The organism is Paucisalibacillus globulus DSM 18846, from assembly GCF_000482485.1.
GTDB lineage: Bacteria > Bacillota > Bacilli > Bacillales > Amphibacillaceae > Ornithinibacillus > Ornithinibacillus globulus.
In genome coordinates this window covers 1-25,710 of sequence record NZ_AXVK01000028.1, presented here as the reverse complement: position 1 = coordinate 25,710, position 25,710 = coordinate 1, and the positions used below count along the sequence as shown (strand labels likewise).

Here is a 25,710-nt window from a genome sequence, read left to right as displayed (position 1 = left end):
TCAAATTTTAAGCCGAGGAACCTGTCCCCATGGCTCTTTGAATCCTTTCGAAGACGCTCCTAGATATTCCGGTAATCCTAGACACTTGTCTTATTGAAATTCCCTCTAATTGTATGAGCTTTTCTAACACCGCATCCCGAGTAACTTTGTCCATTTGTTGCAACATACTTGTGTTACGTATCCCCATTTCATATAAATACTCCCGTACCTGTTCATCTTTCAAATTTAACTTGACTGTATCATCGAGGCATTCGTCTTCATTATGCTGCTGCATATAATCAACATACTTTTCAATGGCTGTGTTCCGATTAGAAGAAAATAATTTAAGACCTAATTCAATATCTACTAATTCTGGTTTAATGATATATTCGTTAATACTTGTCCATTTACATTGGAACACATCTTTACCAAGCCCAGCTTTAATGGGATTCTGGTGAATATAACGTAAGACAGTCATAAAGTAATCAGCATCGTTTACAGGTTCACTCTTAAAACGTCCCTGGAATAGATGACCAAATCTATCATATTTTAAATTGTACCAATAAACATAACTGGAACTGATACGCTTTATAGATTGAGAGAGTTCTTCCTCTGAACCTTTCATGAGAAGATGGACATGATTATCCATTAGACAATAAGCGAAAATCTGATAGTTTATTCGTTCTTTATATTTCTTTAATGTTTCTAAAAATCTTACTCTGTCAGTATCCTCTTCGAATATTGTTTGGCGATTTACGCCCCGCATCATGATATGATAAATTCCAGTTTGACTCTGTCTTCTTGGTCTTCTGGCCATATACTACTACCTCCTTAATGGCAATTTATAGTGATAAAAAGGTTCTATGGTGGTGATGAAGTAATTTTGGGGAATTATCTTTCAAGAGGAAAGTAACTAGTAAGTAGTTTTAAATTAACTATTACCTATAGAAAAGTCAAAAAGCCAAAAATCAATATTTTTGGCTTAGGTGTAATGATTAGACCACTTTGATAAGGGGAAAAACTAATTTCCCTAGCTGCAATTTGGTCTGTTTTTAAATTTCAAGTAAATTATAAAGGAAAGAAAAGGATGGTCGAGCCGAGGGACCCGTCCCCATGGCTCTTTTAAAAATCATATTCCGCTTCTTTTGCTTCACGAATACTCGTATAGGTTTCTGTCAATACTACTGTGTCTTCGATTAGGCGTTGGATGCGGAATGTTACATCATCATTGATTATTTCTTTTCGATAGAAATCTTTTTCTTCTATAAAAACATAAGACTGAACCAGTTGTGCTTTCATATAAGAAAGGATTGGTTTCAATTGTTGTTCGGCTATTAAAAAGTGTTTCGGGGATCCGGCAGTAATGATGATACTAGCGACCTTATCCCAAAATGCTTTTTCCGGAAGTAAATCAAAGATGTTTTTTAATGTAGCTGGTATGGATGCCTGGAATATTGGTGTTCCAATGATAATCGCATCTGCCTCCATAATTTGCTTGGTTACATATCCAGTATCTCCGGTATATTCTAAATAATTTCGACCATCACTAAACTGAATAGTATATTCTGCTAGGTCGATTAAGTTAAATTCTACTTCAGGGTATTTTTCTGCAATTTCTTTGGATACTTGGCTCATTGCCGTTCTTGTTTTTGAACCGACAATGGAACCAGATAAGCCTATTATTTTCATCGTCACAATCTCCTATTTCTTTGCAGTATATTTTTTTACGGCTGGAAGAATTTCATTACCGATGATTTCAATATTTTTCATAACCTTATCAAACGGAACGCCGCCGAATTCCAATTGTGCCATATAGCGTTGATGTCCGAATTGTTCATGCTGATAGAGAATCTTTTCAATAATTTCCTGTGGACTTCCAACAAGCATGACACTTCGCTTATCAGCTCCTTGGGCAAATAGTTGTTTAGCGAATCCTCGGCCATTAGTTAATTTCATTCCTTCATTAATATGAGGATAATATTCGCTTAATGCCTGCTGCGTCGTTTCTGCAGTATAGAAGAACCCTGTTGTGGCAACTGGGAAATCTAGTGGATCACGACCTGTTTGTGTTAGTGTCTCACGATAAGCATCCATTGATAATTTAAAATGGGAAACAGGTCCACCAAGCATAGCTAGAGCCATTGGCACACCTTGTATTCCGGCTTTAATGGCACTTGTTGGCGTACCACCAACTGCACGCCAGATTGGGATAGAACCCTCTTTTGGACGTGGTAATACTTTAGCATTTCGCAGTGGCGCACGAAACTCGCCTTCCCAGTTCACCACTTCCTGCTCATTAATTTGAAGTAGTAACTCAAATTTCTCCTCAAATAACTCTTCATAATCACGAAGGTCATAGCCTAGTAGTTCAAATAGTCCAACTCGGGAAGCACGTCCACCAATAATTTCTGCGCGACCACCTGAGATCAAATCAATCGTTGCAAAATCTTCATAAATCCGCACGGGGTCTGATGTAGAAACAATCGTAGAGGAACTACCAATTTTTATTTTTTCCGTTGCTTGAGCAATAGCTGCTAGCACAACAGTATGTGCCTGCGTTGTGAAATATTCTTGATGACTTTCCCCAACACTAAAGAAATCTATTCCAGCCTGATCGGCTAATTTAGCTGTGTCAATAATCTCTTTAATTCGTTGCTCAGCCGAAATGCGTTCACCTAAATGAGGATTAAATAAATGATCACCTAATGTATATAAGCCGAATTCTAATCCTTTACTTTCTTCGATTCGATATTTTTCCATTCCCATTTATATCGCGCCTTTCATAATTGATTTAAGGATGCCTAAGTAGAGCGTTTTATTTCACAGATTATCCATAAAACTACTTAGCAATAAATTAGCTATAATGCTATTATAGATAATAAGATACAAATAAGAAAGTACGCACTTAATGGTGGTATAGTATACAAAAGGATACTAAAGGAGGATATCAATGAATATTGAGCCTGAATTATGTAAAGTAGAAAATGCTCTGGAGATAATCGTCGGAAAATGGAAACCGATTATTTTATTACATTTATTAAAAAATGGGACCATGAGATTCAGCGAATTAAAACGTAGCGTACCTAATATTACACAAAAAATGTTGACTAAAAATTTACGAGAATTAGAAGAAGAATATATTATTGATCGAGTTGTGTATCCACAAGTCCCGCCAAAAGTAGAGTATTCAATTACAGAATATGGGAAGGAATTAGAGCCCATTTTAAATGCAATGCACGAGTGGGGAACGAAACATCAACTGCATAAAACTGAGAAAACAAGCCGTGGGGACAGGTCCACTGGCTTGTTTTGCTCAAGTGCCAGCCAGTAAGCTGATGAACCTGATTAACTAGTTTTGTAGGAGTTTCTAAAATATGTAAATTCTGATGGTGGTTAAGAATTTTAAAAAAGCCCCTTTGTCGGTAGTTTGTTTCTGAAAAGAAACTACCGATAAAGGAGCTCAAAATAAGGCCGTGGGGACAGGTTCCCTGGCCGATTTTGCCCAAGTTCCAACAAACAGATCCGAGGAACCTGACCCCATGGCTCTTTCCAAATCAAGCCGAGGAACCTGTCCCCATGGCTTCTCCTAATATTCTCTCAGCGTTAACTACTCGATTTTCTGTTGGGGGTTCGATGCCTTCTAGTGGGTAGGTTAGTCCAAGGCTTTGCCATTTGTATACGCCAAGTTTGTGGTAGGGTAGAACTTCTACTTTTTTTACATTGGTTAATGTACTAATAAATTCTGCTAGGGCGTGTAAATCTTCATCAAAGTCACTTCTCTCAGGTATAAGAACATGGCGAATCCATACTGGAATGTTTTTCGTTTCTAGGTATCTGGCAAATTCCAGAATGTGTTCGTTTGATAGTCCTGTTAATGTTTTATGCTTTTCAGGATTAATTTGTTTAATATCTAACATGACCAAATCTGTCACTTCCAGTAATTCATCCAAGGTAGCCAGGAAGCTAGGGGATTTGGAAAAACTTCCACCTGACGTATCAATATTTGTATGGATTCCATATTTTTTCAACTCTTTAAAAAGGGCTAAAATAAACTTGCATTGTAGTAATGGTTCACCGCCACTTACTGTCACGCCACCACCAGATGCTTGGAAAAAGGGGAGATAGCTTAGAATGTCTTCTACCAATTCATCAACGGTTACAATTTTGCCATCACCCATCTTCCATGTATCGGGATTGTGGCAAAATTGACAGCGCAATGGGCAACCTTGCGTAAAGATGACATAGCGAAGACCTGGACCGTCCACTGTTCCACATGTTTCTATTGAATGAATACGACCTTGCATAGTATGACCTCCCATTTTTCTTTTAGGTTCGGCGTGCACCTAATTAAGTAAACATCCACCCAGTAGTGTAAAGAAACGCCCGTAATCAGGGCGTTTCTCACCAGACTACCTACTTTCGTGGAATGTACGGTTAATTACCTCAATTTGTTGCTCTCTTGTTAGTTTGATAAAGTTAACGGCATATCCTGAGACACGGATCGTTAATTGTGGATATTCTTCAGGATGTTCCATCGCATCAAGTAATGTTTCCCGATCAAATACGTTTACGTTTAAATGGTGTCCGCCTTTCATGGCATAACCATCTAACATCGCAACTAGGTTACTCTTTCTTGCTACTTCGTCTTTCCCTAATGCTTTCGGTACGATGGAGAATGTATTACTAATTCCATCAAGGGAATATTCGTATGGCAATTTAGCAACGGAGCTTAAGGATGCTAGAGCACCTTTTTGGTCACGTCCATGCATTGGATTTGCACCTGGTGCGAAAGCTTCTCCTGCTTTACGACCATCCGGTGTATTCCCCGTTTTCTTCCCGTATACTACGTTAGATGTAATCGTTAATACAGATTGTGTTGGTACGGAATTTCTGTACGTTTTATAATGTTTTATTTTTTCCATAAATGATTTAACTAGATTGACGGCAATTTGGTCGACTTTCTCATCGTTGTTTCCGTATTTAGGGAAATCACCTTCAATCTCATAATCAACTACATAGCCATTTTCATTACGGATTGTTTTTACTTTTGCATACTTGATAGCACTTAGTGAATCCGCTGCAACAGAAAGGCCAGCAATACCACAAGCCATGGTCCGCAATACTTCTTTATCATGTAAAGCCATTTCAATTCGTTCGTAGCTGTATTTATCATGCATATAGTGAATAACGTTTAGTGTATTGACATAAAGCCCAGCTAGCCATTCCATCATCACATCGAATTTTTCCATGACCTCATCGTATTGGAGGTATTCAGTGGTGATTGGTGCATAGCGTGGAGCAACTTGTGCGAATGATTTTTCGTCAACTCCGCCGTTAATAGCATATAATAATGCTTTTGCTAGGTTTGCTCTGGCACCAAAGAATTGCATTTGTTTACCAATCGTCATTGCAGAAACACAGCAGGCAATACCATAGTCATCACCGTAAATATCCCGCATAATATCATCATTTTCATATTGAATAGAGCTTGTTTTTATCGACATGTTGGCACAGTATTGTTTAAAATGATTTGGCAATTGATTAGACCATAGGACGGTTAAGTTCGGTTCGGGAGCGGGACCCAGGTTATCTAATGTATGCAAGAAACGGAAGGAAGATTTTGTCACTAAAGGTGTTCCGTCTTTTGCAATCCCCCCAATGGATTCTGTTACCCATGTTGGGTCACCACTGAATAAATCGTTATAATCAGGCGTTCTGGAAAATTTAACTAAACGAAGCTTCATGACAAAATGGTCGACAATTTCTTGTGCTTCTACCTCTGTTAAAACACCATTTTCGATATCACGAGTAATGTAAATATCAAGGAAGGTAGATACTCTACCCAAACTCATTGCCGCACCATTTTGTTCCTTAATGGCAGCTAGGTATCCAAGGTATAGCCATTGGAAAGCTTCTTGTGCATTCGTTGCTGGTTGCGAAATATCGAATCCATATGCTTCACCTAATTGCTTTAATTCGTTTAATGCACGAATTTGTTCGGAAACCTCTTCACGGTCTCGAATGACTTCTTCTGACATCATTCCATTGGCACCAATCGATGCTAATTGATTTTGTTTATCTTCCATTAATCGATTTACACCATATAATGCAACTCGTCGGTAATCACCAATAATTCGACCACGACCATAGGCATCTGGAAGTCCAGTAATGATACCTGCTCTTCTGGCAGCTTTCATTTCCGGAGTATACGCATCAAATACCCCTTGGTTGTGTGTTTTTCGATATGCTGTGAAAATATGTTGTATTTCCTTATCTATTTCAAATCCATATGATTTAGCCGAATCTACAGCCATGCGGATACCGCCAAATGGTTGAAGGGAGCGTTTAAATGGTTTATCTGTTTGGACACCAACAACTTTTTCCTTCGCTTTATCTAAATATCCAGGTCCATGTGAAGTGATGGTTGATACAATCTTCGTATCCATATCAAGAACGCCACCATTGTCACGCTCTTTCTTTGTTAAATCCATCACATAATCCCATAGATCAAGTGTCGCTTTCGTTGGACCTGCCAAGAAGCTTTCATCACCAAGATAAGGTGTTACGTTTGAAATAATAAAATCTCTTACATCGATTTCTGTTTCCCATTTACCGCCTTTAAAGCTTGATTTTACTTGAGTAGTTAATGCCATTGAATAACCCTCCTAAGTGGATATTAATCTACATTGTGAAATAATGAGCAATCTTTATGACTCTATTGTAATACAAAAACAATCATAGTGGTTTGTGAAATTATTAACATATTGTGAACAGGCCATGGGGACAGGTTCATTGGCCGAAATATCCCGAAATCAAAAGAGCCGAGGAACCCGTCCCCATGGCTTGAAATGTCTCCATGGCTTGAAATGGTGTTTTAGATTATACTGTTATTTTAGAACTACATTTTTCCAAGTAGAAGGGTGAATTACAAATGAAGCTTTTACAAGAGCAATTAGACATTCTAGAAGTACTGGAAGAAAATCATCAAGTGACACCAAAATCTATTGCAGAGCAACTCCAATTGGATGAGGAAGATGTTAGTAAGCATATTAAGCAATTAGAACAAGAAGGCATTATCGTAAGTTATCCGACTCTTATTGATTGGAGTAAGATAGAGGGCAAGGAAGCTATAGTAGCAATGGTTGATGTGAAGGTTACACCTAAGCGCGGTGTTGGCTTTGATGAGGTAGCGGAAAGAATTTATCGTTATCCAGAAGTGAAATCATTATATTTAATGTCAGGAACATATGATTTATCGGTATCTGTTGAAGGAAAATCGATGAAAGATATCGCCTTGTTTATTTCCGAAAAGTTATCAACTATAGAAAGTGTTGTCTCAACAACCACTCACTTTATGTTGAAAAAGTACAAGCATGATGGTGTTATTATGGAAGGTGACAAAGATGATGATCGAAGAATGGTGATTACTCCATGAGTAAAGATTATCATAAGTACCTATCAACAAAGGCAATTGAACTACAACCTTCTGGAATTAGAAAATTCTTTGACCTAGCAGCTAGTATGGAAGGGGTAATTTCGCTCGGAGTGGGAGAACCTGATTTCGTCACTCCTTGGAATATTCGTGACCGGTCCATAGCGGCATTAAGTGATGGGTATACTTCCTATACAGCAAATGCGGGACTGTTAGAATTACGTGAGGAAATAAGTGCATATCTTAAAAGAAGATTTAACGTCTTTTATCAGCCTGAAAACGAGGTAATTGTTACGGTTGGAGCAAGTCAGGCATTAGATCTAACATTTCGGACCTTATTAAATCCTGGGGATGAGGTCTTAATTATAGAACCTGCTTTCGTCGCTTATGCTTCGCTTGTTTCGATGGCAGGCGGTGTCCCAATTTCAATTGCAACCTATGCAGAAAATGGATTTAAAGTAACACCGGAACTAATGGAAGCTGCCATAACGGAAAGAACGAAGGCAATCTTATTATGTTCGCCAAACAATCCTACTGGTACCTGTTTGAATAAGGAAGAACTAGCTGCTCTTGCTGAGGTTGTGGAGGAGCATGATTTGATTGTTGTTTCGGATGAGATTTATGCTGAACTAACGTATGATCAAGAGTTTACAAGCTTTGCTTCGCTTCCGAGAATGTTCGAGCGGACGATAACAATCAATGGTTTTTCTAAAGGTTTTGCCATGACGGGATGGCGACTAGGATTTGTTGCTGCTCCAAAAGAGATAACCAGTGTTATGTTGAAAATATATCAGCATACAACCATGTGTGCTCCACATATGCTACAACTTGGTGCAATTGAAGCACTTCGGGATAGTACTGAGCAAGTGGAAAAAATGCAGAAAAGCTATTGGAGGAGACGAAATCTTTTGGTTCAATCATTAAATCGAATTGGACTAGAATGCCACATGCCTGGTGGAGCTTTTTATGTATTTCCTTCTATTAAGAAAACCGGACTTACTTCTGAAGAGTTCGCTGAGAATTTACTTAAGGAAGAGAAGGTTGCAGTAGTTCCAGGCAGCGCATTTGGTGCTAGTGGTGAAGGCTATATTAGGTGTTCATATGCAACTTCGATTGAACAATTACAAGAAGCTGTTGTTCGGATGGAGCGGTTTTTAGGTAGGTATGTTAAGAAATAATTTAATGTAAAACTAATGATTACGGGAGAGGATTTTTAGTCTGTTTTTTAAAAATTCTCTCCTTATTTTAGGTTTATCTTCTCATTGTAATAATCGAAAAATACACCCCAAAAGTGGCATATTAATTATTTCTGATCCGGTCTCGATTATAAACGTAAAGATGTTTAGTGGATTGGAACAATATGCAGCATAATCTTGGATAAAGACTATCCCCAAATTAAGAGAATCTCATCAAAAACAGCCCTAAATAATCCCTCTATTCGACAAAATAATTCAAAAAACGGGAAGTGACAGGCACCCCTCAAAAATGATATGATTTAACTATCGGAAAATTTGAAATATAGGGGGCTTGTACGATGCAGGAACCGAGCATGTCTGAAGTTTTACCAGAAAAAAGGAAGAGAAGTTGGAAGAAAGTAAGTTTAATAGTTGTTGGGGTTTTAATAGTACTTTGTGTCGTTAGTTTATTTTTTGTAAACGGATACATAAATAAATCACTTCCACAGGTTGATGGAACGATTCAAATTCCTGGGTTACAAGAGGAAGTTATTGTAACGACGGATGAGCACGGGGTTCCGCATATTCGAGCATCAAATGATCATGATTTATATATAGCTCAAGGGTATATGCAAGCACAAAATCGAATGTTCCAAATGGAATTATCAAGGAGACAGGCATCTGGAATGTTAAGTGAAGTTGTTGGGGAGGCAGTAGTTGACCAGGATAAATATTTTCGTACGCTAGGATTAAGACGTGCTGCGGAAAGGTCGTATGCTATTTATACCGATGAGAGCAAGCAGGTTTTACAATGGTTTGCTGATGGTGTCAACGCATATATCCAAGAAGCAACGGATGCTAATGCCTTACCGGTTGAATTTTTACTGTTGGGAAGTGAGCCAGCTGAGTGGACACCAATTGATTCTTTAACGATTGGAAAATTTATGGCGTTTGACCTTGGTGGACATTGGGAAAGACAGGCGTTTAATTACTATGTAATGAATGAATTTGATGAGGAAAAAGCATATGAACTATTTCCTGTTTATCCTGAAAATAAACGACAATCATAAATGATGAAGAAGTGGTTGATGTTGCTGCAAGTTTTGAAAAGGCAGTGATTCCCCATGCGTATAACGGAAGTAATAATTGGGTTGTGAGCGGGGAGAAAACAGAATCAGGTCTGCCATTACTTGCCGATGACCCACATCTTGGTTTGGCTACCCCGTCCATTTGGATGCAAATGCACTTACAGACGAAAGACTTGAATGTAAGTGGAGTAATTTTTGCAGGAGTTCCAGGAATTATTCTTGGCCATAATGACAAAATCGCCTGGGGAGTAACAAACACCGGTCCGGATGTTCAACAGCTCTACTTAGAAAAAAGAAATCCCGATAATCCTAATGAATTTCTTTTTGAAGGAGAATGGGAAGAGGCAACTATTATTGATGAACCAATCCGCGTGAAGGATGGAGGAACACTTGACTATCAAGTAGTGGAGACAAGGCATGGACCAATTGTATCGGAATTTGCTGAGGAGAGTGGAAAAGATACGGTGATGTCATTAAGATGGACTGCACTAGATGCAACGACAGAACTAGAAGCCATTCTAGAAATGAATCGAGCATCAGACTGGGAGGAATTCGAGAAAGGATTAGAGAAATTCCTCGTTCCAGCGCAAAATTTTGTTTTTGCATCTAAGGATGGCACGGTTGCCTATAAAGCAAATGGTAAAATTCCTATCTATGAAAATAGCGAGGACGCGTTATTGCCGCTTCCAGGTTGGGAATCTGAATATATATTGGAAGACTATATTCCATTTGATGAATTGCCAAGCGTAGTTAATCCGGAAAAAGGATTTATCGCAACAGCAAATAATAAAATAGCGAGTGATAAATATCCTTACCATATTAGTAATGTGTGGGCACAGCCGTATCGATATGAGAGAATTGCTGAGGTGCTGGAGTCGAATGATTCACTAACTGCAGAGGACATGATGGATCTACAGATGGATCAAATGAATTTACAAGCAAGGGAATTTGTACCAATTTTCTTAGGAGTTCTGGAAGAAGCGATGTTAACAGACTCTGAATCTGCAGCGGTATCGCTACTTGAAGATTGGGATTATATTGATCAAGTTGATGCAGCACAGCCATTAATTTTCCACCATTGGATGGACGAAGTAGAAGTGATTTTATATCAAAATCTACCAGATGGGGTCATGGGTTTATTTAATAGCCGTGGTCAAACGACGGATGAAATCCTTCGAAATGCTGCAAGTGGTAATAGTTCCATATGGTTTGATGATAATGGGGGACTGGAGAGTGTGCTTCATCTATCTTTACAACATACCATAGAGAAACTTACTGAAGAATATGGGGACGATATGCTTACTTGGGAGTGGGGAGAGTATCATCAAGTCCAGTTCCCACATCCATTATCAGCGGTTCATCCAGTATTAGCTTACTTCTTCAATCATGAAGATTCACTTCCGGTTGGGGGAAGTAGCGTAACATCAATGGCAGCAGCTTACGATACAGAAACAGGAGAAGTAGATCATGGCGCGTCATGGCGGTTTGTCATTGATATGGGTGAACCTACTACTGGGTACCATATAGTTGGTCCCGGACAAGAAGGGCATTTTAGAAGCGAATGGTATCATGACCAGATGGATGATTGGGTAGAGGGGACTTATCATAAGACAAAATTAGACACAGATAAAGGTCAAACACTTCAACTAGTTCCATAAAAAGAAGCCGTGGGGACAGGTTCCTTGGCCCTGCCAAGGAACCTGTCCCCACGGCTCTATTTTTTGTGGTTGTTTGTGTGGCTGTTTTAATTCAATAACCCATGTTTTCTCTTAAATCGTTGGAGTATCTTAACCCAACTCGTGCTGAAAATAATAATAAACACCACATTACATATCGCATGTGCTAAATCATGAGAGATGCTAGAAAAATAAACGCTAGCAAGGAATTCCCATGAGAAGTTCTGTGCGTTGCTCGTGATGATCCATAAATTCATAATCCAACCAAAGACAAATCCCCAGATAAAGCCGAAGAAGCATTGCATCCATTTTTTACATAGAAACATACGTAATAATCCAGCACTTAGTCCCATTGTTCCCCAAGCAAACATTTGCCATGGTGTCCAAGGTCCTTGTCCTAGAAAGATATTGGAAACAATTGCTGCAACTGCGCCGACCAGAAATCCTGATTCTGCTCCAAAGACAAGTCCTACCGTAATGATAACAAAAGAGGTAGGTTGAATACTTGGTAATCCTGCAAAAGGTACGCGGGAGATTGCAGCGGTTGCCGCAAGAATGGCTAAAATCACTATTTCCCTTGCTTTAATTTTTCTTATTTCAAAACGAGTAAAGAAAATGAAAAAGATAATCCCGATGATAGCCAAGCTTAATATTAAATAATGCTGGTAAGGAAAAAGAATAAATGAGACGACAATCAAACTAAATAATATAATTATAAGGAGGAGAATAGTTTTTCTTTTTTCCATAAAGCTTTTGCCTCCTCCAGCGTTAATACTTCAGGAAAATCACTATTTTGTGTTACCCGATTCATGGTGGTTGTATAAAAGTAATTTCCTTTAAACAGCTTCTCAGGTGATGCTTCCACTGTAATATTCCCATTAAACATCATCGCACATGTTGTCGCATGTTGCGCTGCAAATTCAATATCATGTGTAACCATTATTATCGTTATCCCATCCAAATGTAATTGGTTGAGGATTTTTGCTAGCTGTTGCTTGGAAATTGGATCTAGCCCTTTTGTTGGTTCATCAATGAATAATATTTCAGGTTCCTCCATCAACATACAGGCAAGGGCTGCTTTTTGAATTTCCCCACCAGAACAGTCATAGGGGTGTTTTTTTCTTAAATGGTTAATACCCAACTGCTGTAATCGTTTCGTTATGATTAATTCTGGATTTTTGATATTGCGCTCTTGAGCGATATGGTACATCTCTTTTTCAATGGAATCCTGAACAAAAAAGGTAAGTGGATTCTGTGGTATATAGGCAATTTTCTTATATAGCTCAAGCCCTAGTTTCTTACTATATTTTTTCCCGAAAATACGTACTGTCCCTCGCTGGGGTTTTAGTATACCTAAACAAACTTTTAATAAGGTTGTCTTACCAGAACCATTGCCACCTATAATCGCATGAAAATCTCCCGTATTAACCTGGATATTAAGATCCCGGAGTACCATTGGTAAGTCCTTGTTAAATTGATAGAAGACATCTTTCAATTCAATGATTGGTCTTTCGTTAGATATTGCTTTCTGTTCTGATACCATAACGTTGGAGGAAATCTTACTTGATACAGATGACATCCATGCTTTGCAATGTTTTACATTTAATGGTATGCCCTCCATTGACGTGTCTAACGACTTCTCCAAGTATAAGAGGGAAACAGCCGGAAGATACAAAAGGAATCGTTGATCTTGTTGTTGATGAATGGCATGTATAACTTCCCTAGATGTCCCGTTGCAAGCAATATCTCCCTTGTCCATCATCATGACGCGGTCAGCTAGGTCGAATAATTCTTCTAATCTGTGTTCTACTAATATAATAGTTATACCTAATTCGGTATTCAATCGTTCTAGAATAAGAAGTAGGTCTTTTGCAGCAATTGGATCCAATTGGGATGTCGGTTCATCAAGAAGAAGGACCTTTGGTTTTAACAACAAAATGGATAGAAGATTTAAGATTTGCTTTTGTCCACCAGATAGCTCGGAAACCTTCTTATCTAATAATTGTTCATAACCAAATGTGTGAACCAACTCGGCAACTCGTTTCCGCATTTCTACATTAGAACAACCTATATTTTCTAGTCCGAAAACAATCTCCTGTAATACATCTTCCATAATGATTTGGTTATCCGGGTCTTGAAAGAGGAATCCAATATCTTCAACGAGTGTTTTTTCATCCCAATCATTTAGTGATTTTCCGACATATAGGATATCACCCGATGTATCACCAAACGGGGAGAGGTCTTTTTTCATCAAACGAAGTAATGTTGATTTTCCACAACCACTCGGTCCACAGATGACAACAAATTCTCCGGCATATATAGTTAATGATAAATGATTAAGTGCCTTCTCCTCTGTGTCTGGATATTTAAATGACAAGTCCTTTATCTTGAAAATTTCCACCGTATTTTTTCTCTCCCTTCAATCATTAATGGAAATGCAACTAGCATAATCATACAAATGAATAAAACCCAATCTATTAAAAAGAAATCTAAGGTACCAAGTTCGGGATATATCATTAACTTTCCATAACCTAACGTTCCACCGGCAATACAAAGACAAAAAAGAATACATAGGGTAATAAGCCAACTCCAATCTCGTTTTTTCATTTTATAAGGGATATAGGATGTCTTGTTTCCTAAGCCATAACCTCTTGCTTTCATTGAATCTGCGGATTGGACAGCTTCTTCGAGTGACCATGTTAATAAAATCTGCATTCGTAACATTCCATTCTTCATTCTACTTTTAAGACTCCCAGTAGTCATACTCATGCCGCGAATGAGATGGACCTCACTTATTTGATCCAATCTTCTTTTTAACAACGGAACAAATCGAATCGAAATCATAATTAAAAATGCAGTACGAGGGAGAAACTTTGAAAATATGTATAAAAATCGGTTGCCATTTAATATTAAATTAAAAGAGATAAATAGAATCAGAATGTTAACAATGAATAATGCCATCGTTATGCCATACATTGCTGCCTCGAGAGTCACTTGCTTCCCGCGAAAATAAAATAAAATAGTTGTTCCCCTTGAAACTAAAAAGGGATTCAAGAGGATAATGATGGCACTCATGATGACGAGAATAAGAATCCATTTTCTTAATGCTTTTCCACCATCATGGGATAGGTTGACAAGGATTAATAATAATAAAACACTAGTTAAAAATATAGGATGGTTGAAATACATGATTAAAAAACCAGCAAAAAGATAATAGCAAAATTGAACATATGGATGGTAGCTACGAAACCCGCTTTCCATACTGATCACCATCTTTCTTTGAAGCCTAAGTTGCGTAAAAAGTAAAGACTCGCGTGACTCCACCATTTTTCTACATGAGGTGATGGAGAACTTGCGTCAGATTATTGAATACGTACACAAGAACCACATCACTAAGCCACGGTAAGGTGGCGCGAATCTTTCCAATTCTTTCGGAATTTTACGGATTTTCGCGCAAGTTACGTCTTAGCTCGCGCGACTTTATCCTTTTTTAATTTATTCTGTTGTGTTGAACTTACCTTCGAAAAGGTTGTAGGTTAGCACCTAAGTCCACACCTAAATCCGTAGTATACAGCCATTCGACTCGGTCACCTGGTAGTAGTGGAACAACACCGGCTCCACGGTCTGGAAAAATACCATTAACCCGATACATCCATCCGCTACCTTGGCCACGGTCAAACTCATAAACATTAGCAATGCCTTCTACATAAGCTGTAGCACCTTGTCCGCCACGATAGTCCATTTGAATACTCTTAGCCATCGTTATGTTAATTAAGGCATCTAAGACTGTATCCCCTTCCTCTATTTCCATCTCGGTTGGTGAAAGTGGAATTTCATCGGTTTCCTCCGAAATGACGATGGAGTAAACAATGGTATTGGATGGCGAAGGAGTAGGTTCAGTCTCTGTACTATCCTGTTTTTTATCGCTATTATTCTTATCAGACGGTGTGCTATTTTCTTTTCCTGTAGTTGATTTAGGTTTGTTATTTTCATTCTTTACAGCCGAACGATTCGTATCTGCCTTATTCTCAGACTTTGTTATGTTTTCGTTTGAAGTGGATTCTGGTTTTGTTTTTTCGTTTTCTGAATTCGTTTCTGACTTAAAATTAGAAGCTGGACTTTGTTCCATAGTGGAGGAGCTATTTTCCTTATTATTACTATTGGAATCTTTTCCTTGGGTTTCCGTTGACTCCGTTTTTGTTTTTTCAGGATTTTTATTAAGAACTTCATCTTGATTAGCTTTCTCTATCGGACTAGCTTCCACATCTAATTTCGTTAGTTGGCTGGCTTCTTCTTTTGATAAGGGCATCTCAATCGATGGACTGCAGCCCATAACGATAAATATAGTAAAAATTGTAATGATTAGTGAAAGCTGCTTGAACCAATTTGTCATTCTAGCACCCCTTTTATGAAACTAGTTTTGTTTGTTTTCTAATATGAAGGTATAGTAATACTCCTCCAATTAGCATTAAAATAGTACCAAAAAATAGGAAGTTATAAAGATTGGATGCAGTATCTGGTAACTTTTTACCGCTTTCTGTTGGATCTGTTTTTACCTGTTTTATATTGCCAGGTGTGATTTCATTGTTAGTGCTATCTTCTTTGTTCCCAGGAATGACTTCTTCTTTGTCATGGTTAGCTTCTTGATTTCCAGGAGTCACTTCCTCGTCTTTGTTTTCTTCATTCCCTGAAGTTGCGTCCTCACCTTGGTCATCCTCATTATCTACTGGAGTTTCCTCTTCAGGACTCTCTTCCTTGTCATCCTCATTATCAAGTTGTCCAAAGTGATAGAGATTTCCTTTACCATTTAGGAATAAATCGTATGCCACAAGTGCTTGTAATGCTTGTTCTGTACCCATCGCATCTGAATAGTCGTAATCCATCGTATGTTTGAAACCACCATCTGGGTTTTGGAATTCTAAAAAGTGGGTTATGATGTTATTTCCGTTTTTAGTAAATTTATCCGATGTAGGGTCTATGCCATAGGCTGTTAAGCCGATTATTACCTGTGAAGTTGCTTCACTTGTAATCCCCCCAACAAAATCACCACCATCAAAACCACCATTTACGGTTTGAACACTGGAAAGCCATTCAACAGCACGATCTAGTGCTTCTTTAACTGCAGGTTGGTCCTTATAAGGGCTCAGTCCAATTAATGCCATTCCAGTTATATCTACGCTAGGAGTATTAAACATCTCATTTAAAGACCAGCTGCCATCAGCATTTTGTGTACGCAGTAATTCGTCAATCAGCATTTGTCTTGTCCACTTTGCATCTTCAGGAACAGAGAATTTTTGGCTATCCAATGCAACTAAAGCAAAAATTGGACCATTATTTCCTTGGAATGTCATGGTGTCATAACCGCCACGACGTTCTGGACTGTTATAAATTAATTCGATTAAATTTTTACCACCAATATCCGTTGGGTCTAATCCGATAGCAACAGCTGCTAATGCAATGCGTTCAATATCTGTAATCTTTATACGACCATTTTCAAGTCCATTGGTAATCTGGTCTTCCACATTTTGGTTTAACACATCTATATAGGAGCTTGGAATAGATACTCCAGCCCTTGCTAATCCAATTGCTTCCCATTCACTATTGACACCATGGGCAAGTATAAAGTCACTTGCTTTTTCAATGGCAGAGGTGATTTGTCCATGGTCGATCTCTAGTTCACCGTTTCCTGGTGTTGGTTGTACTGGAGTTTTTTCTTCTGTTTTTTCATACTGGATTGTATAAGTTTGGGAAACACTTCTTCCATCTAAGTCTCCAGCTTGTACGCGAATCGTATTTACGCCTTCTTGTAAATCTACAGAAAAGTTGTTTCCTTCACTAGGAGAAATATCCACATCATTTACCTTTACGATTGGTGATAACGTTGTACCAAAATAACTGCTGGCTTCAATTTGAAAGTGCAATTCTTCATTGTATACGGTTTCATTATTTGAAATCCCCGTGACAACAATGGTAGGGTCTAAGTTGTCTCGAAATGATTGTAATTCTGCACCTATATCCTGACCAAGGTCTGTTGTATATAGCCATTCCACTTGGTCTCCAGGTACTAGTTTAATAACACCTGCACCTCGGTTAGGGAAAATACCATTTACTCGATACATCCAGCCACTGCCAGGACCCCTATCAAATTCAAATACTCCATCAATACCCTCTACATATGCGCCATCATCTTGACCACTGTATGCTAAATCAATTTGTTTTCCTTCTGTCGCCTTCACTAAAGCATCTAGAACTGTATCTCCTTCTGTGATTTCTACATCATATGAGGAAAGTGGAACCTCACCATCCGATATGACGATAGAATATTCTACTGTATGCTGTTGCTCACCTTTTAGTTGAGCAGATGCTTGGTTGCTAGCTACTGCCACATTAGTACCGAGTGTGAAAAATGGTGTAAAAAACAGTAGTGTTACAATGAAATAGTTTAGTAGTTTGTATCTCTTTTTCATCTTCATTCCTCCTGATTATAAAAATTTGGACAATAAAAAAACATCTCTATCTTGGAGAGATGTTATGTGCGTTTATACCAATGCAATATAAATTGAAAAAAACTAAAAGCATTAGCCTGCTAACACACCTCCCTATCCGCGTAGGTTGAATGGTGAAAAAAATAGGCAGGTCTCCTGGCTCATGATCATTGAAATCTATTTCCTTCCCATCTTTTGACAGTGGACTATTAATAGAATTCTCCCATTTACAGTGGCGGGACCGCGCCGGATTCACACCGGACTTCCCTTTTCATGATTTGACTTTACAAATAGCCAAATCAACCTATTTTTTCGATATTCAATTATAACCAATGTAATCTAACATTTTTCATTCGTCAAGCCATGCGGGACACTTCCAGCCATGGGGACAGGTACCGTGGCTCAATTTACAAGTAATAAATGAATTTGCTCACTATATAAGAGTTACGGCCATTCGTGGATGTTGAATGGACGGCTAGATAGAATCTAATCAATATTGATAACGTGGAAATGCGATTGAGCTAGTGGAGCTGAGGATGCGGTTCCACGTCCCACTGAATGGATTCGTACTCATGGCTACTTTTGGCCCAGCCAAGGAACCTGTCCCCGCGGCTCTTTTTGTCCACATAATTGTTTCTTGTATTATTAATAGAAAAGTAGTATGTTAGAATTAGGAAAACGCTTTCACGATATTATGCTTATTTTTTCAGTTGTTTAGTTCATTTTTTTTACACATGTGTGCAAACGTTTTCACAAGTTGCGCATGCAAATTTTGCATCAAATTGCCATGTGCCTATCTTAAAGAAATACAGGGAGGAGTTATGTAATGGTAATCAAGAAGCATAGTAAAGGAGTATCGATTTTTCTAACGTTATTAATGATCTTTAGTTTGTTCACAGGTGTGCAGCCGGTGTTTGCTGAATCCACAAATGACGGTATGCAAAGTCCGGTAGTGGACAATAGTGGAAATGTATCATTTCATGCTGAGCATGATGGGGAAGCACTATATGTCGTAGGCAGCTTCAATAATTGGAAGATTGAAAATGCTATTCAAATGGAGAATATCGATGGTGTTTTCACGAAAACGATGAAGCTAGAACCCGGTACATATGAGTATAAGTTTGTTAAAGGTTCATCATGGGAGGATGGGGATTTCAAGGATCCATTGAATCCACTAGAAAACGATGGTAATTCCGTCGTTCATGTATCTGGTGTACAACTTAACCAAATCCCTGGCACATTACAGCTAGGAACAGAAACAACTTTGGCTGGATTATTTGTACAGGAAGATGGAACCATTACAGAGGCAACACCAACATGGTCATTAGTAGAACCAACTCAAGGTGTAACCGTAAATGGTGACGTACTTTCCGTTGCAGAGGATGCTGCAGCCGGTAGTACCCTCACTATCCAAGCAGCATATGAAGGCTTTATATCAACAAAAGAAGTTTCAATCGTTGATTCGATGACAATGAATGAGTTTACCATTAATTATTATCGCCATGATGGTAAGGCGATGGACTTTGATATGTGGATTTGGGGCGATGGGTTACATAGCGCTGGGTATGAGTTCCAATCACAAAATGGCGATTATGCAACAGCAACATACAAGTTTGCACAAGATAAACTTCAAATAATTACTAGATTAGGTGAGTGGGAAGCCCAAGAGGTTGAGAGAATGATAGAAATGCCTCAAGGGGAAAATAAGGTAGAAGTATGGATTGTCCAAGGGGATGAAGAGGTTTATTATAGTGAGCCTACTATTGAGGATGGTTATTTTCCACCGACAGTTCAATTTGTTTATGAACGAGTAAACAAAGATTACGAGGGCTGGAATATTTGGACATGGAATACTGGTGCTCGTGATGGACAAATTGACTTTTCAGAAGTAGGGGAAGTTGCTAAAGCTAATATTGAGGTTGGCCCAGCGACTAAAAACATGGGATTTAAAGTGAGAAAAGGCACGGATTGGAATGAAGTGGATGTTGATGAAGACCGTACGATTGGAATTAGTCCAACTGAAAAATTAACAAAAGTATTTGTTAAAGAAGGAGAATTTGAATACCGAACCGTACCATTTGCTTCGGCACCGGTTATCGAGCCAGAGAATGTTACCTTCTTCTATCGTGATGCTGAATTATATCGTAATGATGCAATGGATACGATCGATTTGGTACAAGTAAAGATAGATGGAAAAACGTACGATATGATTTTTGAAGAAGATAATGAACGATATACTACGACTGTTCAAAGTTTACCAGAAGGATCCTATGAATATACGTATCTCGTAACTACGAATGGTAAGACAATGGAGACTGCTGATCCATACAACATGAATGATGAGGGGAAATCTTTTGTTAACCTTTCAACGCTTGAGATGACGATTTCAGGGGAAGTTGCACCAACGACAATAAATTATAATCAAAATGCAGTACTATCAATTGATGTTACCAATAGTGAGGGCGCAGTTGATCAAGCAGAAATTCGTGAAATGTATGTTGATTTAACAGCACTTGGCGGAAAAAGTAAAACAACAATTGATCCGGAACTGAATGCTGTGACCATTGCTGTCGGTGATGATGTAACTGCTGGCGTGAAGGTACTTCCTATAACGGTTGTTGATGTATACGGTGTAACACATGAAACCGAGACCCAAGTCACGATTGAACCACGTGTTATAAATGGGGAAGAAGACTTTGACTGGGATGAGGCAAGGATTTATTTCATGCTAACCGATCGATTTGCTGATGGAAATGAAGCGAATAACACTAATATTGGCTATGACCCAACAAGCCCTGGTGCTTACCAAGGTGGGGATTTTAAAGGTGTTACTGAAAATCTGGATTATTTAGATGACTTAGGAATTAATACCATTTGGATTACGCCAATTGTAGAAAATGTCTATCATGATGTAGCCTACAATGATCAAAATGCGGATGGTGCTGCCTACTATGGCTATCATGGATATTGGGCGAAGGATTTTGAAAAACTTAATCCACATCTTGGAACATTAGCAGAATTCCATGAATTAATTGATGCAGCAAGTGAGCGTGGGATTAAGATAATGGTTGATGTTGTGTTAAACCATGCAGGCTATGGCTTGAAAATGGATGATGGTAAGGCGGCAAATCCACCAGAAGGTTATCCAACGAATGAAGACCGTGAAAAATTCCAAGATATGCTTCGCCAAGATGGTGGAGATTCTGGTAATGAAGTTACTGGTGAGCTTTCAGGACTACCGGATTTTATAACAGAAAATCCAGAAGTACGAGAGCAACTTGTAGATTGGCAAGTAAACTGGTTAGAAAAAGCAACAACGGAAAAGGGAAATACGATTGATTACTTCCGTGTTGATACGGTGAAACATGTAGATGATGCAACATTAATGCATTTTAAAAATGAATTAACAAAAGCAATGCCTGAATTCAAAATGATTGGTGAAGCATTTGGAGCAACTGCAACGAATAATCATGCTGAACGCTATTTGAATACTGGTACGATGGATTCGTTACTAGATTTTGATTTTAAAAATATTGCAAAAGATTTAGTGAATGGGAATATTAATTCGGTCCATTCGAAAATCAATGAAAGAAACGAAATCATGGATAATACAGCTGTGATGGGACAGTTCTTAGGAAGCCATGACGAGGATGGATTTTTACATTATATTGGTGACCAAGATACGAGTAAATTAAAAATTGCTTCTACACTACAAATTATGTCTAAAGGGCAACCTGTTATTTATTATGGGGAAGAGCTAGGTTTATCAGGAAAAAATAATTGGCCAGTATATGATAACCGTTATGTCTTTCCTTGGGACGAGGTTGAAGGAAATGATGTTCATGAACATTATTCGAAGCTACTAAATATTCGTGACGATTATTCAAGCATTCTATCAAAAGGTAGTTATGAGCTATTGGCTGGCGATAATGAGTCTAGCTATATGATTTATAAGCGGAGCTACGGTGGGAAGTCTGTCATTGTTGGGATTAATACAACAAATGATGCTGTGGAAACGACAATCCAGGTTCCATTTGTAGAAAATACAGTGGCTACGGATGAATATAATGGGGAAACGGTTGCTGTTGGTGCGGATCGTAGTGTTTCTGTTACACTTCCAGCGAGAGATGATGGTGGGACGATTGTCTTAGTATCGGGTGAAAATGATGCAACCGGAGAAATTACGGTACCAGAAATTCCAGAAGATACATTGCGTATTCATTACCAACGTGATGATGCAAATTATAATGGTTTAGGCGTATGGCTATGGGAAGATGTTGAAGCACCTTCTGAAAACTGGCCAACGGGGGCTACGCCGTTTGTGGATGGCCAACAAACTTCCTATGGTGCATATGTTGATGTCCCGTTGAAGGGTGATGCACAGAAGGTTGGGTTTTTAGTGTTAAATACAACAACTGGTGATAAAGATGGTGGCGATAAGTTTGTCGAGTTATTCTCACCAGAAATGAATGAAGTATGGATTGAACAAGGTTCAGACGAGGTTTCCTTAGTTGAACCAGTGGATTTACCAGACAATACGATTCGAATTCATTATGACCGCGAGGACCAAAACTATGATGGTTGGTCACTTTGGACATGGGGCGATGTAGCAGCACCAACTGAAAACTGGCCAAATGGGGAAGACAGTAGTGGTGTTGGAAAATATGGTGCCTATTATGACCTGAAACTAGCTGAAGACGCTAGTGAAATCGGATTTCTTTTTGTAAATAAACAAAGTGAAGAACAGACCGTTGATTATAGTTTTAATATGCTCGACCATAATCAAATTTTTGTAACTGACGGAGATGACCAAGTGTATACAAATCCTTATGGTTCCATTCCGATTATGCTTCTATCAGGAGAAGTATTATCGGATGAAAAAATCCAACTGCGTTTTACTAAAACAGATGGGTTAACAGAAAGCGATCTTTTAGAAGGAATTATCGTATCGGATAAAGATGGTAATGAGGTAACCGTTGATAGTACAACCATTGTCGATGGTGTAACGGTAGAATTATTCGGAACGTTTGATTTGGAAAAAGTACCGTTCCAAATAACCTACGGGGATAAAACAATCGCTGCTTCAAGTGGTTGGAGAATGATTGATGAAATGTATGGTTATGATGGTGAGCTCGGTGCTGAACTACATGCTGATGGTAGAGCTACATTAAAGCTTTGGTCACCAAAGGCAGAAAATGTCTCCATCGTTCTTTATGATAAAGATGACCAGTTTCATGTTGTTCAGGATAATATTCCGATGACATTAGGCGAACGTGGTGTTTGGGAGGTTACATTAGATAATGCCAACACCGGATTAAATAGTCTAGAAGGTTATTACTATCATTACAAGATTACCCATGATGGAGAAGAAAAATTAGCATTAGATCCTTATGCGAAATCAATGGCTGCATGGGTAAATCCGGAAAGCGGTGGCCAATATTCTATTGGTAAAGCTGCGATTGTTGATCCATCAACAATCGGTCCAGAGCTTTCTTATGCTACTATCGATGGATTTGAAAAACGTGAAGATGCGATTATTTATGAAGTACATGTACGCGACTTTACATCAGATCCGAATATTGCAGATGAACTTGATTCACAGTTTGGTACATTTAGTGCATTTGTTGAAAAGCTAGATTACATTCAGGATTTAGGCGTTACTCATATTCAATTATTACCGGTTATGAGTTATTATTTTGGTGATGAATGGGCAAGTGATGAGCGTATTCTTGACTGGACATCAACAGATAATAATTATAATTGGGGTTATGACCCACATAGTTATTTTTCATTATCTGGCATGTACTCTGAAAATCCAGATGACCCAGAATTACGAATTGCAGAGTTCAAACGTTTAATTGATGAAATTCATAGCCGTGGGATGGGTGTTGTGCTTGATGTTGTTTATAACCATACAGCACAAGTAAGAATTTTTGAAGATTTAGTACCAAATTATTATCATTTCATGGATGCGGATGGCACACCGAGAGAAAGCTTTGGTGGTGGACGTCTTGGAACAACACATGAAATGTCACGGAAAGTTTTGGTAGATTCTATCACATACTGGGTAGAAGAATTTAAAATTGATGGTTTCCGTTTTGATATGATGGGGGACCATGACGCGGAAAGTATTCAAATAGCTTATGATAAAGCAAAAGAGCTTAACCCTAACATCATTATGATTGGGGAAGGTTGGGTAACGTTCGCTGGTGATGAAGGTGATCCAGTGATGGCCGCTGACCAAAATTGGATGCAATATACCGACAGTGTTGCTTCCTTCTCAGATGAATTTAGAAATGAGTTGAAATCTGGTTTTGGTAGTGAAGGACAGCCACGTTTCTTAACTGGTGGTGCTCGAAATATTCAACAAATATTTGATAACATAAAAGCTCAACCACATAATTTCGTCGCGGATGATCCAGGTGATGTCGTTCCTTATATTGCGGCACATGACAACTTAACATTGCATGATGTCATTGCACAATCAATTAAGAAAGACCCTGAATACCATGAGGAAGAAATTCATAAGCGTATTCGATTAGGGAATGCGATGGTATTGACTTCTCAAGGTACAGCATTTATCCATGCAGGGCAGGAATTTGGACGTACGAAACAATTTCGAACCGATACAGTGGAAGCGCCTTATAAATCAACCTACATGACAGATGAGCAGGGTAATCCGTTTGTATATCCGTACTTTATCCATGACTCCTATGATTCATCGGATAGTATTAATCGTATTGACTGGGAAAAGGCAACAAATGAAGAGCTCTACCCAATCCATAATAAAACAAGAGAGTATACTAGTGGATTAATTAAACTTCGTCGTTCGACAGATGCATTTACGTTAGGAACAAAGGATGAAGTAGACTCTCAGGTGACATTGCTAGATATACCTGAGATAAGTGAAAATGATTTAGCATTAGCATATCGTGCTGTTTCATCTGATAACAGTGAAGAATATTATGTATTCCTAAATGCTGATAATCAGGAACGCGTACTATCTTTAGGTGATTTAGACTTAACAGAAGGTACAGTTATAGTTGATGCCGATGAAGCTGGTACAAGTGAAGTTACGGAACAAAGTGGCTTTGATCTAACAGAGAATCAAATTCGTTTAGATGGATTAACAACCGTTGTTATTAAAGTTGCTAACGAAGAGGAAGACCCAGGTGAAGATGGAGGAGATACACCTGGTGATGGAGACAAGCCTGGTGAGGAAGTACCTGATAAAGATCAGGGCAAAGATGAAGGTACGGATGAAGAAAAACAACCAGGTAAAGATGAATCCAATAATCCTGGAATTGGTAAAGATCAAGATAAAGACAATGGAAACAATGTGAATGATGGAAAAGGTAATGAGAATAATCAATCGGAAGGAAAGGAATTACCTGATACCGCAACCAATATGTATAATTGGTTACTACTAGGCTTCGGATTGTTCGTACTCGGTGCCACAGGTTTATTCATGCAGAGAAAACGAAGAGCACAGTAAGTGAAGATAAATTACTTCACTCCCCTTTGAATATCAAAGGGGAGTTTTTGTGCGTGTGGCAGCACGCTTCACTATAGGGTGAAAGTCCCGAATACGACCGCCGTTCAGTCGGTAAGTATTAGCTAACAGACAGTGCGGAGACCGTGAGGAGCCGTGCGGAGGGTCTGAAGGCAAACCCCTGACCAGAGCCAGTATCCCATGTTGGCATGAGAGTAGGGTGACTGTGCAAGAAAACAGGAAGTCCCAATAACTGACGTAGCTCGAAATGTTAAGAGGGCTGGGCTAGGGGGAAAGGAAGCGATGTGACCCACAGAGGTCTCCCTTTGTCCGACCAGATAGGTATTGTGTTTCAAGGAGGTAATCTGAGAAAGCAAGATGCG

General features: G+C 38.7%; 14 protein-coding genes, 1 pseudogene and 1 riboswitch. Of the genes and pseudogenes, 5 read left to right on the top strand and 10 right to left on the bottom strand.

Features of this window, described 5'->3' with window-relative positions; all coding sequences use genetic code 11:
• Nucleotides 1–7: 7 nt before the first annotated feature.
• The 3 genes from K332_RS0108645 to K332_RS0108635 form a co-directional block, all read right to left on the bottom strand.
• Nucleotides 8–796 (bottom strand): transposase, encoded by a 789-nt coding sequence (locus K332_RS0108645; protein WP_026907093.1) that lies wholly within the window; start codon nt 794–796, stop codon nt 8–10.
• 305 nt (nt 797–1,101) lie between these two features.
• On the bottom strand, nt 1,102–1,668 hold the full coding sequence (locus K332_RS0108640; protein WP_026907092.1) for an NADPH-dependent FMN reductase: 567 nt from the start codon (nt 1,666–1,668) through the stop codon (nt 1,102–1,104).
• A 12-nt stretch (nt 1,669–1,680) separates the two neighbouring features.
• Complete coding sequence (locus K332_RS0108635; protein WP_026907091.1) at nt 1,681–2,739, bottom strand: LLM class flavin-dependent oxidoreductase; 1,059 nt, start codon at nt 2,737–2,739, stop codon at nt 1,681–1,683.
• Between the two features lie 190 nt (nt 2,740–2,929).
• Between K332_RS0108635 and K332_RS22225 the strand changes: the two genes are divergently transcribed.
• Complete coding sequence (locus K332_RS22225) at nt 2,930–3,310, top strand: winged helix-turn-helix transcriptional regulator (RefSeq protein ID WP_051359395.1); 381 nt, start codon at nt 2,930–2,932, stop codon at nt 3,308–3,310.
• A gap of 223 nt (nt 3,311–3,533) precedes the next feature.
• On the opposite strand, the gene pflA is transcribed toward K332_RS22225, so the two are convergent.
• Nucleotides 3,534–4,283 carry a pyruvate formate-lyase-activating protein gene (gene pflA / locus K332_RS0108625; RefSeq protein WP_026907090.1) on the bottom strand — a complete coding sequence of 250 codons (750 nt, stop codon included), beginning with the start codon at nt 4,281–4,283 and terminating at the stop codon, nt 3,534–3,536.
• 105 nt (nt 4,284–4,388) lie between these two features.
• Nucleotides 4,389–6,632: a formate C-acetyltransferase gene (gene pflB, locus K332_RS0108620; protein WP_026907089.1), complete on the bottom strand. Its 2,244-nt coding sequence runs from the start codon at nt 6,630–6,632 to the stop codon at nt 4,389–4,391.
• A 278-nt stretch (nt 6,633–6,910) separates the two neighbouring features.
• Here pflB and K332_RS0108615 point away from each other — a divergent pair, with 278 nt between their 5' ends.
• From K332_RS0108615 to K332_RS22220, 3 genes and pseudogenes are all read left to right on the top strand, one after another.
• A complete protein-coding gene (locus tag K332_RS0108615) occupies nt 6,911–7,414 on the top strand; it encodes an Lrp/AsnC family transcriptional regulator (protein WP_026907088.1) in 504 nt (167 codons plus the stop codon).
• The gene (locus K332_RS0108610) at nt 7,411–8,589 is read left to right on the top strand and encodes an aminotransferase (RefSeq protein ID WP_026907087.1); all 1,179 of its coding nucleotides are present in this window, start codon (nt 7,411–7,413) and stop codon (nt 8,587–8,589) included. Before K332_RS0108615 ends, K332_RS0108610 begins: the two co-directional genes overlap by 4 nt.
• A 371-nt stretch (nt 8,590–8,960) precedes the next feature.
• A pseudogene (locus tag K332_RS22220) lies at nt 8,961–11,332 on the top strand (penicillin acylase family protein).
• 86 nt (nt 11,333–11,418) lie between these two features.
• On the opposite strand, the gene K332_RS0108600 reads toward K332_RS22220, so the two are convergent.
• The 5 genes from K332_RS0108600 to K332_RS0108580 all read right to left on the bottom strand — a co-directional run bounded on the left by K332_RS0108600 (nt 11,419) and on the right by K332_RS0108580 (nt 17,817).
• The gene (locus K332_RS0108600) at nt 11,419–12,096 is read right to left on the bottom strand and encodes an ECF transporter S component (protein ID WP_026907086.1); all 678 of its coding nucleotides are present in this window, start codon (nt 12,094–12,096) and stop codon (nt 11,419–11,421) included.
• Nucleotides 12,063–13,751, bottom strand: coding sequence for an ABC transporter ATP-binding protein (locus K332_RS0108595; RefSeq protein ID WP_026907085.1), 1,689 nt, complete (start codon nt 13,749–13,751; stop codon nt 12,063–12,065). Before K332_RS0108595 ends, K332_RS0108600 begins: the two co-directional genes overlap by 34 nt.
• Nucleotides 13,733–14,611 carry an energy-coupling factor transporter transmembrane component T gene (locus tag K332_RS0108590; RefSeq protein WP_026907084.1) on the bottom strand — a complete coding sequence of 293 codons (879 nt, stop codon included), beginning with the start codon at nt 14,609–14,611 and terminating at the stop codon, nt 13,733–13,735. Before K332_RS0108590 ends, K332_RS0108595 begins: the two co-directional genes overlap by 19 nt.
• A 253-nt stretch (nt 14,612–14,864) precedes the next feature.
• Nucleotides 14,865–15,743 carry a DUF4430 domain-containing protein gene (locus K332_RS23250; RefSeq protein ID WP_026907083.1) on the bottom strand — a complete coding sequence of 293 codons (879 nt, stop codon included), beginning with the start codon at nt 15,741–15,743 and terminating at the stop codon, nt 14,865–14,867.
• Between the two features lie 13 nt (nt 15,744–15,756).
• A complete protein-coding gene (locus K332_RS0108580) occupies nt 15,757–17,817 on the bottom strand; it encodes a DUF4430 domain-containing protein (protein WP_026907082.1) in 2,061 nt (686 codons plus the stop codon).
• 147 nt (nt 17,818–17,964) lie between these two features.
• Nucleotides 17,965–18,158: riboswitch (cobalamin riboswitch) on the bottom strand.
• Nucleotides 18,159–18,661: 503 nt separating this feature from the next.
• Between K332_RS0108580 and K332_RS22210 the strand changes: the two genes are divergently transcribed.
• A complete protein-coding gene (locus K332_RS22210) occupies nt 18,662–25,330 on the top strand; it encodes a pullulanase (protein WP_051359394.1) in 6,669 nt (2,222 codons plus the stop codon).
• Nucleotides 25,331–25,710: the final 380 nt, after the last annotated feature.

Coding starts and splice junctions, on each gene's coding strand:
- pflA (WP_026907090.1), bottom strand. CDS start 4,283: ATGCAAGGTCGTATTCATTCAATAGAAACATGTGGAACAGTGGACGGT.
- K332_RS23250 (WP_026907083.1), bottom strand. CDS start 15,743: ATGACAAATTGGTTCAAGCAGCTTTCACTAATCATTACAATTTTTACT.
- K332_RS0108640 (WP_026907092.1), bottom strand. CDS start 1,668: ATGAAAATAATAGGCTTATCTGGTTCCATTGTCGGTTCAAAAACAAGA.
- K332_RS0108590 (WP_026907084.1), bottom strand. CDS start 14,611: ATGGAAAGCGGGTTTCGTAGCTACCATCCATATGTTCAATTTTGCTAT.
- K332_RS22210 (WP_051359394.1), top strand. CDS start 18,662: ATGGTAATCAAGAAGCATAGTAAAGGAGTATCGATTTTTCTAACGTTA.
- K332_RS0108635 (WP_026907091.1), bottom strand. CDS start 2,739: ATGGAAAAATATCGAATCGAAGAAAGTAAAGGATTAGAATTCGGCTTA.
- K332_RS0108615 (WP_026907088.1), top strand. CDS start 6,911: ATGAAGCTTTTACAAGAGCAATTAGACATTCTAGAAGTACTGGAAGAA.
- K332_RS0108600 (WP_026907086.1), bottom strand. CDS start 12,096: ATGGAAAAAAGAAAAACTATTCTCCTCCTTATAATTATATTATTTAGT.
- pflB (WP_026907089.1), bottom strand. CDS start 6,632: ATGGCATTAACTACTCAAGTAAAATCAAGCTTTAAAGGCGGTAAATGG.
- K332_RS22225 (WP_051359395.1), top strand. CDS start 2,930: ATGAATATTGAGCCTGAATTATGTAAAGTAGAAAATGCTCTGGAGATA.
- K332_RS0108610 (WP_026907087.1), top strand. CDS start 7,411: ATGAGTAAAGATTATCATAAGTACCTATCAACAAAGGCAATTGAACTA.
- K332_RS0108580 (WP_026907082.1), bottom strand. CDS start 17,817: ATGAAAAAGAGATACAAACTACTAAACTATTTCATTGTAACACTACTG.
- K332_RS0108645 (WP_026907093.1), bottom strand. CDS start 796: ATGGCCAGAAGACCAAGAAGACAGAGTCAAACTGGAATTTATCATATC.